General features: G+C 44.9%; 17 protein-coding genes. 11 read left to right on the top strand and 6 right to left on the bottom strand.

Annotated elements, in window-relative coordinates:
* The first annotated feature begins 81 nt into the window (after positions 1 to 81).
* Positions 82 to 1,278 carry a S8 family serine peptidase gene (locus tag DTQ70_RS23930; RefSeq protein WP_122933127.1) on the top strand — a complete coding sequence of 399 codons (1,197 nt, stop codon included), beginning with the start codon at positions 82 to 84 and terminating at the stop codon, positions 1,276 to 1,278.
* On the opposite strand, the gene DTQ70_RS23925 is transcribed toward DTQ70_RS23930, so the two are convergent.
* From DTQ70_RS23925 to DTQ70_RS23915, 3 genes are read right to left on the bottom strand one after another with little or no spacing between them, the layout of a single operon-like run.
* Positions 1,275 to 2,303 carry a VWA domain-containing protein gene (locus DTQ70_RS23925; RefSeq protein ID WP_122933126.1) on the bottom strand — a complete coding sequence of 343 codons (1,029 nt, stop codon included), beginning with the start codon at positions 2,301 to 2,303 and terminating at the stop codon, positions 1,275 to 1,277. The two genes, DTQ70_RS23930 and DTQ70_RS23925, sit on opposite strands and share 4 nt — an antisense overlap.
* Before the next feature lie 15 nt (positions 2,304 to 2,318).
* Positions 2,319 to 2,561 carry a DUF4834 domain-containing protein gene (locus DTQ70_RS23920; RefSeq protein WP_122933125.1) on the bottom strand — a complete coding sequence of 81 codons (243 nt, stop codon included), beginning with the start codon at positions 2,559 to 2,561 and terminating at the stop codon, positions 2,319 to 2,321.
* Positions 2,558 to 4,894, bottom strand: a complete 2,337-nt coding sequence (locus DTQ70_RS23915) for an RND family transporter (RefSeq protein ID WP_229600000.1) — start codon at positions 4,892 to 4,894, stop codon at positions 2,558 to 2,560. The genes DTQ70_RS23920 and DTQ70_RS23915 overlap by 4 nt, the downstream gene beginning before the upstream one ends.
* A 56-nt stretch (positions 4,895 to 4,950) precedes the next feature.
* Between DTQ70_RS23915 and DTQ70_RS23910 the strand changes: the two genes are divergently transcribed.
* Complete coding sequence (locus DTQ70_RS23910) at positions 4,951 to 5,451, top strand: GAF domain-containing protein (RefSeq protein WP_122933124.1); 501 nt, start codon at positions 4,951 to 4,953, stop codon at positions 5,449 to 5,451.
* Here DTQ70_RS23910 and DTQ70_RS23905 read toward each other — a convergent pair.
* A complete protein-coding gene (locus DTQ70_RS23905; protein ID WP_122933123.1) occupies positions 5,429 to 6,415 on the bottom strand; it encodes a glycosyltransferase family 9 protein in 987 nt (328 codons plus the stop codon). The genes DTQ70_RS23910 and DTQ70_RS23905 overlap by 23 nt on opposite strands.
* Before the next feature lie 76 nt (positions 6,416 to 6,491).
* Here DTQ70_RS23905 and DTQ70_RS23900 point away from each other — a divergent pair, with 76 nt between their 5' ends.
* Entirely contained in the window at positions 6,492 to 6,815 is a 324-nt protein-coding gene (locus tag DTQ70_RS23900) for a hypothetical protein (protein WP_122933122.1), read from the top strand.
* A 3-nt stretch (positions 6,816 to 6,818) separates the two neighbouring features.
* On the opposite strand, the gene DTQ70_RS23895 is transcribed toward DTQ70_RS23900, so the two are convergent.
* Together DTQ70_RS23895 and DTQ70_RS23890 are read right to left on the bottom strand one after the other, a co-directional pair.
* The gene (locus tag DTQ70_RS23895; protein ID WP_122933121.1) at positions 6,819 to 7,385 is read right to left on the bottom strand and encodes a bifunctional precorrin-2 dehydrogenase/sirohydrochlorin ferrochelatase; all 567 of its coding nucleotides are present in this window, start codon (positions 7,383 to 7,385) and stop codon (positions 6,819 to 6,821) included.
* A gap of 60 nt (positions 7,386 to 7,445) precedes the next feature.
* Positions 7,446 to 7,886 carry a DUF2147 domain-containing protein gene (locus tag DTQ70_RS23890; protein WP_122933120.1) on the bottom strand — a complete coding sequence of 147 codons (441 nt, stop codon included), beginning with the start codon at positions 7,884 to 7,886 and terminating at the stop codon, positions 7,446 to 7,448.
* Between the two features lie 115 nt (positions 7,887 to 8,001).
* Between DTQ70_RS23890 and DTQ70_RS23885 the strand changes: the two genes are divergently transcribed.
* The 8 genes from DTQ70_RS23885 to DTQ70_RS23850 all read left to right on the top strand — a co-directional run bounded on the left by DTQ70_RS23885 (position 8,002) and on the right by DTQ70_RS23850 (position 12,817).
* On the top strand, positions 8,002 to 8,709 hold the full coding sequence (locus DTQ70_RS23885) for a phosphatase (protein ID WP_122933119.1): 708 nt from the start codon (positions 8,002 to 8,004) through the stop codon (positions 8,707 to 8,709).
* 56 nt (positions 8,710 to 8,765) lie between these two features.
* Positions 8,766 to 9,290 (top strand): NADH-quinone oxidoreductase subunit NuoB, encoded by a 525-nt coding sequence (nuoB, locus tag DTQ70_RS23880; RefSeq protein WP_028522406.1) that lies wholly within the window; start codon positions 8,766 to 8,768, stop codon positions 9,288 to 9,290.
* Between the two features lie 20 nt (positions 9,291 to 9,310).
* Positions 9,311 to 9,808, top strand: coding sequence for an NADH-quinone oxidoreductase subunit C (locus DTQ70_RS23875; RefSeq protein WP_122934539.1), 498 nt, complete (start codon positions 9,311 to 9,313; stop codon positions 9,806 to 9,808).
* Positions 9,809 to 9,948: 140 nt separating this feature from the next.
* Entirely contained in the window at positions 9,949 to 10,170 is a 222-nt protein-coding gene (locus tag DTQ70_RS23870) for a DUF2795 domain-containing protein (RefSeq protein ID WP_013927448.1), read from the top strand.
* Between the two features lie 116 nt (positions 10,171 to 10,286).
* Positions 10,287 to 10,877: a DUF6580 family putative transport protein gene (locus DTQ70_RS23865; protein ID WP_122933118.1), complete on the top strand. Its 591-nt coding sequence runs from the start codon at positions 10,287 to 10,289 to the stop codon at positions 10,875 to 10,877.
* Positions 10,874 to 11,590: a diphthine--ammonia ligase gene (locus tag DTQ70_RS23860; RefSeq protein ID WP_229599999.1), complete on the top strand. Its 717-nt coding sequence runs from the start codon at positions 10,874 to 10,876 to the stop codon at positions 11,588 to 11,590. The genes DTQ70_RS23865 and DTQ70_RS23860 overlap by 4 nt, the downstream gene beginning before the upstream one ends.
* Before the next feature lie 60 nt (positions 11,591 to 11,650).
* Entirely contained in the window at positions 11,651 to 12,205 is a 555-nt protein-coding gene (locus tag DTQ70_RS23855; protein WP_122933117.1) for a YqgE/AlgH family protein, read from the top strand.
* A 24-nt stretch (positions 12,206 to 12,229) separates the two neighbouring features.
* Complete coding sequence (locus DTQ70_RS23850) at positions 12,230 to 12,817, top strand: outer membrane beta-barrel protein (RefSeq protein WP_122933116.1); 588 nt, start codon at positions 12,230 to 12,232, stop codon at positions 12,815 to 12,817.
* The last annotated feature ends 166 nt before the right edge of the window (positions 12,818 to 12,983 follow it).

The raw sequence follows: 12,983 nt of genomic DNA, 5'->3' as shown, positions 1-12,983 counted from the left end.
AATCTTCGTTCACCCCTTCGTAGCGCTTCCTTATGACCCATTACGTTTACTTTTTTCTTAACCAACCCGTCTTAACACAGAATGAAAAAAGTAATCGTACTCCTTACTTTCGTAGGACTTGCAAGCTGTCAGCGTGAAATTACGTCAACGGCACCTGCGGCTGATTGTTTAGTGACTGCTTCCGCCACCAGTGGCGATATCATTGAGGGTGAATACATTATTACGCTCAAAGAAGTTTCTAGCACATCTAGCACCACTGCTCGAATAGCCAACCTTTCTGACCAACTGCGTAAGAAATATAACCTTTCTTCAAAAGCTATTCGTACTACCTTCAAAGGACACCGCGAGGGCTTTTTTGCCAGCCTCACCCCAACAGAAGTTCATTCCTTACAAACTGACCCCAGCATTGAACTCATTGAACCCGACCGAAGAGTTGGTTTATGTTCTTGTTTGGAAGTGGTAAGTGCGACGTCTGTTACTTGGAACGTTAGAAAAACAGGGTATGGCAACGGAGAAAACTTCCAAGACAAAACCGTCTGGATTATTGATACGGGCGTTGACCTCGACCATCCTGACCTCAACATCGACACCCAACGCAGTCAATCGTTCATCAGCGGCATCACGACTGCCGAAGACAACAACGGACACGGTACCCACGTGGCGGGAATTATTGGGGCGAAAAACAACACCTTGGGGGTAATGGGCGTTGCATCAGGTGCCAAAATAGTGGCACTCAAAGTACTAGACCAGTTGGGCGAAGGGCGACTCTCGAGTGTGATTTCGGCGCTTTCTTACATCCGCCAAAATGGCAAAGCGGGCGATGTCGTCAATATGAGTTTGGGTTTAGAAGGTATTTCAACCACCCTCGACCGCGAAGTACAGGCTACCGCCAATTTAGGGATTTTGTTTTCCATTGCCGCAGGAAACGACGCCAAGCTTGCCAGCGGTTTTTCACCCGCGAGACTTAATCACAGCAATATTTTCACGGTGTCAGCGGTAGATAGTACGGGGCGTTTTGCGAGCTTTTCCAATTATGGCAACGACGCCGTGGATGTCGCTGCTTACGGGGTTCGTATTCTTTCCACTTATTCCAATGGCCGTTATGCCATTCTTTCGGGCACTTCTATGGCGGCACCCCACGTAGCGGGTTTACTTTTAATCAAAGGGATAAATATTCCAACCTCAGGAACAGCCTCCAATGACCCCGACGGAGTACCTGACCCTATTGCTAGGGCAAGCAAAACCCAAGTGGCAGTAGCAGCAGTGGTGGACAATTAATCTTCCAAGACATTGGCGACGAAAGTGGCCTTGAGCAGCAGTAGGCATAAAAAGAAGGTAATCGCCCAGTTGAGGTAAATTCGGTAATAATCTTTGACTTCTTGGTAACGTCGATTTTTGACATTGACTCGTTCCAATCGGTCAATTTGGCGAAACACTTGTGCAAGCGTGGTATTGTCGGTAGCTCGATAGAAATGGCCATTGGTGGTAGAAGAAATGGTCTTGAGCATGGCCTCGTCGGCTACCGAATGCACCAGCTTTGTTCCTACAGAATCGCGTACGGCCCTGCTAATAAATGGTTTACCAACAGCAATAGTATAAACCCGTATGCCAAAGGCTTTGGCAAGTTGCGCGGCGGTGGTTGGGTCGAGATTCCCTGCGGTATTTTCTCCGTCACTCAATAAAATAACAACTTTTGACTTGGCTAGACTTTCCCGCAATCGGTTGATACATACGGCCAAAGCACTCCCCACGGCCGTTCCAGCCACTGTAATCATGCGGTGATCGACTTCCTCCAAAAAACCATAAATCAGTTCGTAGTCGTTGGTAAGCGGACAAAGCGTAATTGCTTCTCCCGCAAACACCACCAACCCCACTCGGTCTTGCAAACGACCGCCAATAAACGATTTGGCAACGCTTTTGGCCGATGCCAAGCGGTTGGGGGGCAAGTCTTTTTCTAACATCGAATCCGAAATATCCAAAGCCAACATGATGTCTATCACTTCAGCATCTCGTTCGGTCAAAGTATTGATTAGCTGAGGACGCGCAAGCGCTATTAATAAACAACTCAGGGCAAGAAAGCCAGTTAGAGGAAATAAATACCGCAGCGCCACCGACCAGCTTCTAGGCGCATCTTTATCGACAAATGTAATTCCCAGCCGTTGAACCGACCCTGCATGAAACACATTTCGTAGCCAAAATGCCACGGGAATGGCCAAAATACCGTACAAATAGTACGGATGTGTCCACGAAAATGCGCGTAGTTTTGCCAACGTAAACCACTCCAAAGAAAGCCAGTCCCACATAATACATCCAAAGGGTTAGTCTTTCACTTCCTCGTAGTCCACATATTCGCCACCTTCAAAACGCGACGTTCCTGAATTGGAAGGTTTTTTCTCTACCCTAATCTCCCCCTCGCGGCGTTGTTGGGCCGCTGGAGAATTTTTACGTTGTTCTTTGACCAACTGACGCCCCACCAACAGCCAAAACAAAAAGCGGCGGAACGCAGGGACAAAAGCCACCAACATAATGAAGATGAGTATGATATTAAAAAGTATTTTCATTGGGTTATTTTTTTATTCATCCATAACAAAAACGCAGGGAGAAGGATTAAATTGGACAACATTCCCATTAACAAGGTAATCGAAACCAAAATTCCCAGCGCCACTGTGCCTTTAAACGTAGAAGCTGTAAAAATAACAAATCCTACGAAGAGTATAATAGCCGTGTAAAACATACTGATTCCAGTAAACTGAATCGTTTGAGAAACGGCATCGGCAACAGTTCGGCCTTTGTTACGAAATTCGTCTTTGTATTTGGTCAAAAAGTAAATCGTTCCATCGGACGAAAGCCCAAAAGCAATGCTAAAAATAAGCGTTGTTGAGGGTTTAAGGTGAATTCCTGCAAAACCCATAATGCCCGCCGTAATCACCAACGGAACCAAGCTAGGAATGACAGCAATCAGAATCATTCGCCAATTTCCAAACAAAACGACAATCAGTACCGAAATCAACCCAATGGCCAATAGTGTACTTTCGACCAAATTTTGAAGCAAATAATCATTGCCTTTGGTAAACACGACACTGTTACCCGTAATTTGGGCTTCGTATCGGTCTTCTTTGTCAAGCCACGTCCCTGTCTCAGGGTTGATGTTGAAAATGCTGTCAATTTTGGGTTGAAGCAGGTCGTACAAGGCATCAATGCGTTTGGTACCAATATCGGCCACTTGAAAACTCACCCGCGTATAACGGCGCGTCGTATCAATAAAACTTCCAAAACTAGCTTCCGTCCCTTTGGTCGCCCCCGTATATTCGGCCAATTTATTCAACTCCAGCGCCCCTGGAAGCACGAAATACTTGGGGTCTCCGCCACGATAGGCTTGATAAATAAACTTGATGGCTTCGACCAACGACAACGGCTTGGTAAACTCAGGGTGCGTCGCAAATTCTTTTTGCATCTGCCGTATTTTGGTCAATGTCTGCGGCGCAAATACCCTCCCAGGCCGCCCCGTGTCGATGCTTACCTCAAAAGGCATGACGCCGTGGAAATGACGTTCAAAAAATTGTAAATCAGTCAAAATCGGATCATTCTCTGGCAAATCATCTACAATGAAGCCAATCGCCGTGATTCGACTTAATCCATACGCCGACACCAGCACTAAAACGCTCACCGTCAGATAAATGAACCGACGTCGATTTTTTACTAAACCATCTACTTTTTGTAAAAAACGGCTGATAAATTTTTCTTCCAAACGCGCAAGGTGCTTGGCGTTGGGAGCAGGAAGATAGCTGTACAAAATGGTTATCAACACCAAACAAATCATGTACATTGTCATCACGCTCAAAGATGCTATCAATCCAAACTCTTCCAGCAATTTACTGCCCGTCAAATAGAATACTCCAAACCCAATGGAGGTAGTAATGTTGGCCCAAAAGGTGGTTTCTCCAATTTTCTCCGCCGCCGTTGCCAAAGCTTGCGACTTGTCTTTGGTTTTGCCAAACTCTTCGTGGTATTTGTTGGTCAAAAAAATGGAATTAGGCACCCCAATCACCACCATGAGCGAGGGAATTAGCCCTGTCAACAGCGAAATTTCGTACCCAAACAACACCATGTAGCCTACGCTACACACAACCCCCATCAGCACCACTCCCAAGGAAATCAGCATCACCCACCACGACCGAAAGAAAAACATCAAAATCAAACCCGTTACCAGCACTGCCAAAACAGTAAACATCACAACTTCACGGCTTACTTTGGCCGAAAATTCGGTACGGATGTAAGGCAACCCCGACAAATGCACTTTAAGAGAATGTTTTCGTTCAAAGACAGCCGTTGCTTTTAAAATAGCTTCCAATAATTCCCCCCGACTTTCATCATTGAGTTTTTGCTGGTCGAGGGTTATGGCCATCAAATGCGCCTTTCCGTCTTCGCTGACAATAAAGCCTTGGTAAAAAGGCAATCGGTTGATTTTGAGCCGTATTGAGTCAACTTCCGACTGTAAACGGGGTTTTTGAGCGACAATAGGGACAAAATCAAAGCGTTTCAGGCTATCGTTGCGCACAATTTCCCTCAAACTGGCGTTAGAAACTACCTCCTTCACGCCCTCAATTTTTTTGATTGCTTGATTGAGTTCGTACCAATCGCTAAATACTTCCTGCTGAAACATTTGGTTGGTTGCGACGCCCATCACAAGCACATTTCCATCTTCACCGTACCTTGCTTTGAATGCCTCGTAAAGCTGAAAATTTGGATCTGAGGCAGGTAAAATTTTGGCCAATTCGTAAGAAAGTCGAACTTTGGAGGCTTGAAACCCCATAAAACCTGTCAGCAGCACCACCAAACCCAGTAGTACTGTACGATTCTTTAGAATAAATTTGGAGGTGGCTTGCCAAAACACGTCAATAGGGGTTAAAGTAAACGTCGAACAACCACAAATGTAAAGAATATCAACGGATGGCCGAAACACTTCATCTTCCGCAAACAACCGACCGCGCTCTTATTTATGAGCACCTTTATCCACAAATTGAAGCCCTTGTGGAAGGAGAAACTGACCTCATTGCCAATCTTGCCAACATTGCGGCAGCGCTCAAAGAGGCATTTCAGTTTTTTTGGGTAGGGTTTTATATCGCTAAAAACGGGCAACTGGTACTTGGCCCTTTCCAAGGCCCCATTGCCTGCACCCGTATCCAGTATCATCGGGGCGTATGTGGTGCTTGTTATACCCGCCGCGAAACCATCATTGTACCTGACGTTGAGCAGTTTCCTGGGCACATTGCGTGCAGTTCGGCCTCAAAATCAGAAATCGTGTTGCCCGTTTTTGGTGTTAACGGCGAAGTAGTGATAGTGCTTGATGTTGACAGTGACCAGCTCAATGATTTTTCAGAAGTGGACGCCGAAGGCTTGGAAAAAATCACCGCGCTGATTGGCCGCCTTATGGCCGCTGCTGTGGTTTAAGCTCTTTGATTTCAAACTGAAACGAAAGCTCGTTCATGCACTTAAAGTGTCCTTTGGGGCAGCGTTTATTGCCAATTTTAGAACACGGGCGGCAATCAAGTTGGCGGTTTTCCAGAATTACAAAGTTGGTTTGGTAAGGATACATCCCAAATTCGGGGACGGTATTACCCCAAATCGAATATACTTTTTTCTTGAAAGCCGCCGCCACGTGCATCAGACCCGTATCGTGGCTAAAAACCAGTTTCGATTGCTGCACCAGCGACGCCGACTGGTTGAAATTGCATTTGCCGCACGCATTATACACCCGTTCTTTTCCCAACGCCCGCTCAATCGCTTCTCCATTGTCGGCATCTTCTTTTCCCCCCAATAACACAATCGGATAGCTGATTTTCTGACAAAGCTCAATCATCCGTTCCAAGGGTAGTTTTTTGGTTTCATGTTGCCCGCCGATGGCATAGGCGACGTAGCCATGTTGGTGCGTGATGGGCAACCAATCGGGTTCAATGATGTCTTTGTAAGGAATAAAATAATCTAGCCCTCGGTCATCGTTGACGACTCCCAACTTTCGGACGGCATCAAGGTACCGATCGACGATGTGTACGCTGGGCATGGCCTTTACTTTAAGGTTGACAAACAGCCATTTTTCCCAGTTTAACTTATTAAAACTATACGATTCGACTCCCAACGCCGTTTTTAATTGGAGGGTACGGAGGTTATTGTGCAAATCGATGATGACATCAAACTTCTCTTGCCGTAGCTTCCCGATAAGCCCCCAAAGGCTTTCTTCCAACACGTGGATTTTGTCAATGTAAGGATTATCGGCAATCAAAAACCGATACGAAGCCTTGGTTACGTAATGGAGTTCAATATCAGAACGTTGCGTTTTGAGGCATCGTATCACGGGTGTCGTCAGCACAATGTCACCAATGGAAGAAAACCGAATCACCAAGACTTTTAATGGCATGAACGTATAGGGTTCGTAGAAACTTGACTTTTATGACAAAACTAACTAATTTTACTAAAAAACAGCCTTCCGAATTATGTTAGATAAACTTTTTGACATCAAAAACGACCGCCGTTTGAGCGTCTATTTGTACCGTATAGGCTTTGGTATGTGGCTTCTTTACATTTTGTTGGGAGCAAGTTTTCTCCACGAATTTGTGGCGTACCGCATCCACTGCGCCGTTATGTGTGGGTTTTTCATGATTTTTGGCCTCTCCGCGTCCATGTATTACGATTACTACCACCACCACGATGAATTTGAACAAAAGAAGAAGTGGCTCATTATCAGCTACCTCATCTTGTTTGGATTGCTCTATTTCTTTGTTTTCAAAGACAAGGCTTTTTCACTAAATCTGTTCTAAGCACTATTTCATCACGTTGGTAATTTCATTGAGTTTTTCGAGTTTATCCTGAAAATCTCCTTTGAGCTTATTTCTGATTTGTTGCAAATTATCCAACGTTGCTTGCAGCGAATCGGGCAAAATCTCTTCTAACACCTCTCGAAAGCGTTTGGCGAAGGTTGGGGACTTTCCGTTGGTAGAAATTGCAATCTTTAAATCACCCTTTTTCACGACCGAACTCAAATAAAAATCACACAACTCGGGCGTATCAGCTACGTTGACCAAAATCTTACGAGCTTTGCAATCTTGTTGTACTTGGTGATTGACCGCTTTGTCGTTGGTACCGACAATCACAATATCGCGACCTTCTAGAAAATGTGGTTCGTAACGACTATAAATCAATTCAACACTAGGGTGAGCAGCCGCCAATTCTTTAATTTCTTCGCGGATTTCGGGAGCAATGAGCGTTACTTGCGTTTGGGGAGAATTGGCCAAAACGGCCGTTAGTTTTTCCAACCCCACGTACCCACCACCTACGATGAGTACGTGAAGTTGTTCTAGTTTCAAAAAAACAGGAAAAAGCGTATTCACGAGTTCGTTGTTTTAGGTTTTTCTTTCTCAACAACCATTTACTCCGATATTGTTCATTCCTTATTTAACTCTTATCCAAGTATCAGTACGGCCGATGAGTGATACGCCAATAAACCCTCTTACGTCGAGCTGATTAGCGCTCACCAATTTCATTTTACAACTGTACTCTTTTCCGTTTTCAGGGTCGTAGATTTTACCACCTTCCCATACGTTGTCGCCATCATAAGCAAAGTTGTTCAAATTAATCATGCCCAAGATAGGGCGCGATTTCTTTTGTGCGTCTGGGTTATTTTTGTCCAACTTTGGTTTGCCTGTAGCCTCATCGTTGGGTTCTTTGAGCCAAATAATTTTACCAAAATATTTGTCACCTTGTTTGTAGATTTGGACGTGTCCCTTTTTAGAACCTGTCAACCATGTCCCTAGACAAGCATCTGGATTTCCTTGCGCGAAGAGTTGAAGCGACAAAAATGTCATGAAAAGCACTACTTTTACTTTTTTCATTTCGAGATTGGTTTTTTAGTTTGAATAACGAACGCAAGTTCTTGGGTTTTTATTACAGATACAACTACCGATTCAAAATATTGTTAAACAGAGTTTTTGTAGTACTTTTTTATTTATGATTTCTGACATAAGCGCTATTTTTACCCAACTTGGGGGAGAATTTATTACGCCAGTTTCTGAATTGGCAGAAAAACTATCGTCGATCAAAGCTTTTATTTTTGACTGGGACGGCGTCTTTAACGACGGCACCAAAAACGAACAAGGCAGCAGTAATTTCAGCGAAGTTGACTCCATGGGAACCAACCTCCTGCGTTTTGGCTGGTGGCTTTCGCAAGCATCTATGCCTTACACGGCCGTCATTTCGGGTGAACGAAATTTGCTGTCGTTTCAACTTGTGCAGCGAGAACATTACCATGCTTGTTATTTTCGGATAAAGCACAAAATCGAAGCACTTGAACATTTTATGAGCAGCCGAGGACTGAAAGCCAGCGAAGTAGCCTTCTTTTTTGACGATGCCCTCGATTTATCCATCGCCGAGCAGTGTGGCGTGCGGATTCTGATACGCCACAAAGGCAACCCGCTTTTTCAGCAGTACGTCATCAAAAACAAGCTTGTTGATTACATCACAGCCCAAGACGGCGGCAACTTTGCCGTGCGCGAAGGTTGTGAGTTGATGCTTGGCTTGCAGGGAGTCCACGACCAAACCATCGACGAGCGGTTGCGGTTTTATCCTCATTACAACAGCTACCTCACCGAGCGACAAGCCATTCAAAGTCAATTTTTTACCCTTGCCAACGGCCAATTTGAACCACAGTCCGTCTAACTTTCACAACGTTTTACCTAACTTTGTCAAAGTTTAGCACTCCGATAACGCGTAGCATGGATTTACAGAACAATAGACTCAAAACAGGAGATGGCGGGGTGATTGTCACCAGCGTCGAAGACTTACTCAATTGGTCGCGGCTTTCGTCGCTCTGGCCGATGGGATTTGGATTGGCCTGTTGCGCCATCGAAATGATGGCCTCGTACGCGTCCAACTACGACCTTGAGCGTTTCGGAATTTTTCCACGGCCTTCGCCTCGCCAGTCGGACGTAATGATTGTGGCAGGCACCGTAACGTTCAAAATGGCCGACCGAATCCGACGCCTTTATGAGCAAATGCCCGAACCTCGCTACGTGATTTCGATGGGAAGCTGCTCCAACTGCGGCGGGCCTTACTGGGAGCATGGCTACCACGTCGTGAAAGGAGTAGATAGAATCATCCCTGTGGACGTGTATGTGCCAGGCTGCCCACCGCGCCCCGAGGCATTGATTGGTGGGTTTTTGAAATTGCAGGAAAAAATTAGCAACGAACACCCACTTGCACCTACGCTTTTGCTCGAAATAGAAAAAGAAAACGTGTAGCCTAATTGAGCCTTACCCTCATGACATTTTCAGAAATAACGCAGGTACTAACCGAACAGTTTGGGATAGATTCGTTTTCGGTCGTCAACCAAAAAGCCAACCAACCCATTGTGCAAATTCAGGCAAGCCAGTTGTTCGAACTGTGTCAGTTTTTGGCCAATGACGAACGTTTGTTTTTTGATTATTTAGCCTGTATTACGGGCATCGACAACGGCCCAGCTGCCAACACGATGGAAGTAATTTATCATTTGACGTCGATTCCGTATGAGCATAATTTAGCCATCAAAGTCATCGCTGAGCGCCCTGCTGATGGCACACCGCCCAAGGTACCTTCGGTATCCTCCATTTGGCGAACGGCTGATTGGCACGAACGAGAAACGTACGATTTGGTCGGAATTTTCTTTGAAAACCACCCCGACTTGCGGCGCATTCTACTTCCCAACGATTGGCATGGGCACCCGCTTCGCAAGGACTACCAAGCGCAAGAATTCTATCATGGCATAAAAGTAATTTATTGATTATCAGGACTTAAAAAAAACTTCTTGACATATTCAAAAAAAATACTATCCTTCGCAACAATTTCCAGCCCAAAAACGTTGGATTTTCACAATTCGACAGGATAATTAACCTATTTTAGAACCAATAAAAGGAAGAGAGTATGTATTGGACATTGGAACTAGCCTCCTATTTAGAAGACGCGCCTTGGCCCGCTACAAAAGATGAATTAATTGACTTTGCTATTCGCACAGGAGCACCGTTAGAAGTAGTTGAAAACCTTCAAGAACTTGAAGACGATGGTCAACCCTACGAAAGTATCGAGGAGATTTGGCCAGATTACCCTACCAAAGACGACTTCTTCTTCAACGAAGACGAATACTGATCGATTTCTCTGTAGTCTTCAGTTAAAGAGCGACTTTGCTGACCCTCTCTTTTGCCTTGTTTTGATAAGGCCGAAGAGAGGGTTTCCCTTTTTTCTATACCATTTATCAAAAAAATATGAAACAATCAATCAATCCTCGTTTTACGACCCTGCTGTGCTTCATTCTTGCCCTTGCGTTGATTCGCATTATCAACGTAGCACAGCCCTCAGCCATCGCCAACTTCACACCCATTGGAGCCATGGGGCTATTTGCGGGTGCTTATTTTTCGCAGCGCGGGAAAGCCTTATTTTTTCCCCTTCTGACCCTTTTTATCAGCGATATGGTCATCAATAACGTGATTTATGGCGGCCAGTATGGTTTTATTTACGACGGCTGGTATTGGGTATATGGTACTTTTGCGTTAATAGTCCTCCTTGGCAATGTGCTCTTAAAAAAAGTGAGCCTCAGAAACGTTATAGCGGCCAGCATTGCGGCAGCCATCACTCATTGGATTTTGTCTGATTTTACGGTCTGGTTAAGCGGCGGAACTGACATTCGTACGCAGCTACCCCTCAGTCGCGACTGGGCTGGGCTACAACAAGCATTGGCACAAGGTTTCCCTTTTATGCGCAATTTCCTAGCAGGTACACTTGCCTACGGTGCGCTTTTCTTTGGAAGCTTTGAATTACTCAAAGTTCGTTTTCCACAATTATCAGTGGTTAAATGAAACACAAAACCCTCATGAACTGGTCAGGAGGCAAAGATTCTGCTTTGTCTCTTTATCACGTTTTGCAACACCCCACCATGGAAGTAACGCAGCTACTGACGACGGTCAATGAAGCGTATGGGCGGGTGTCGATGCACGGTGTGCGAGAAGAACTTCTTGACCAGCAAGCAAAAGCCATAGGGCTGCCGCTTGTCAAGCTTCGACTGCCCGAAACCGTTTCGATGGAAGAATACCACCACCGTATGGCTGAGACATTGACGCCTTTGGTAGCATCGGGCATAACTCATTCGGTCTTTGGTGATATTTTTTTGGAAGACCTTCGACAACACCGCGAAGAGCGATTGCGTCCACTGGGACTAACGGGCGTTTTTCCCTTATGGAAACGGGATTCACTCGAACTATTGAACGAGTTTTGGGCCAAAGGGTTCCAAACTATCGTCGTGAGTGTCAATGGCGATGTGCTTGACAAATCGTTTTGCGGACGGGTGTTGGATGCCGATTTTGTCAAAGATTTACCTTCACACATCGACCCTTGCGGCGAAAATGGGGAGTTTCACACCTTTGTTTTTGACGCTCCCTATTTTTCAGAATCAATCCGTTTTCACATCGGCGAAACGGTCGAAAAAACGTACCATTATACCACCGCCGAAGGCACCGCCATCACGACTACTTATTTTTTTACTGACTTAGTTCCCCCAATGCCTATTCAGTAGCCAAGAAAAAACCTTATTTTTGTCTTCTGAAAGGTCTTATTTCACAAACAGACGAAGACTGTGCCAATAAAAAAGCCCACTACAGGAAAACTTTTGATTGCAGAACCCTTCTTAGGAGACTCCAATTTTGAGCGAAGTGTTGTGTTCATGTGTGAGCACAACGAGCAAGGTACGTTTGGGCTGATTTTGAATCAAACCACCAATCTGAGTTTGAACGATGTTTTGCGCGAGCCCGTTGTCAACAACCTTCCTTTGTATTTGGGCGGGCCTGTCGAGCAAAACACCTTGCATTTTTTACACCAACTCCCGTTTATTGAAGATGCCATTCCAGTAGGCAAAAACTGTTTCTGGAGTGGTGATTTTGAACAAATTGTAAGCCTTCTCAACGTTGGCAAAATAACCGAGCAAGATATACGTTTTTTCATTGGGTATTCAGGCTGGTCGGGAGGACAACTGGAGGAAGAAATAAACCAAAATGCGTGGATTGTGGCCGATGCCGAGCCATCATTTTTATTTGACACTCCTTCCGAACAGCTGTGGAGAGCAGTTTTGAGACGAATGGGAGGCGAGTATAGGGTCAAATCACATTATCCAACCGACCCTAGCTTGAATTAGAAGACTATTTAATTAACTATCACAATGAATTTGAAACACAAATTATTACTTTTTTTCGCGTTTTTAACCTTCGGTGCTTCGGCCCAAACACTCTATCTTAAACCACATTTTGGGGTAAAGGCAGGTTTGAACATTGCGCGAAGTACCTATTCTCCAAACTTTATTTATAGCCTCAAACGCCAATCACACCCTAATTTGGGCGTCTTTTTTCGTTATCGTACGCCCGATAGAAAATGGGTATTCCAGCCAGAAGTACAGCTTTCTGTACGCGGAGGAACGTTTAAAGGTGAGTTTCAGGTAGTTCGCAATAACTTTAACTACGGAAGTTTTGTACCAACGGTGGGCTATACCATCACCGAAGGTCTTACGTTGGAAGTAGCTCCCGAAATTAGCTACTTGCTTCATAACCCAAACACGATTGTTCCCCTTCGTAAAAATGAGTTTAGTTTAGGCTCTGGGCTTCGCTTTGATTTTATGGACATGGCCGAAGACTTTAGCCTCAACCTTCGCTACGTACACGGTTTTACCAATATTTCGAGCACTTCCACCGAGTCGCTCTACAACCGCACGTTACAGGTATCGGTCATCTATAACTTCTACAAGAAAAAATAAGGGTTCTCAACACCTCTCAAAATAAAAATTTGGTTTTTAAAAACACGATTGTACTTTTGTGACATGAATCCAAACGTAAAAAATACAAGCTGGTGGTGGCGTTCTTCTTTTCCGAGATGAACAGATAGCACTATGCTCACTTTTTTACCAAAAAAAGCCCGCTGTT

Source organism: Runella sp. SP2, assembly GCF_003711225.1.
In the GTDB taxonomy this organism is placed as follows: Bacteria; Bacteroidota; Bacteroidia; order Cytophagales; family Spirosomataceae; genus Runella.
Note: the sequence above shows the minus strand (reverse complement) of the source record. Positions and strands in the feature narration are given on the sequence as shown.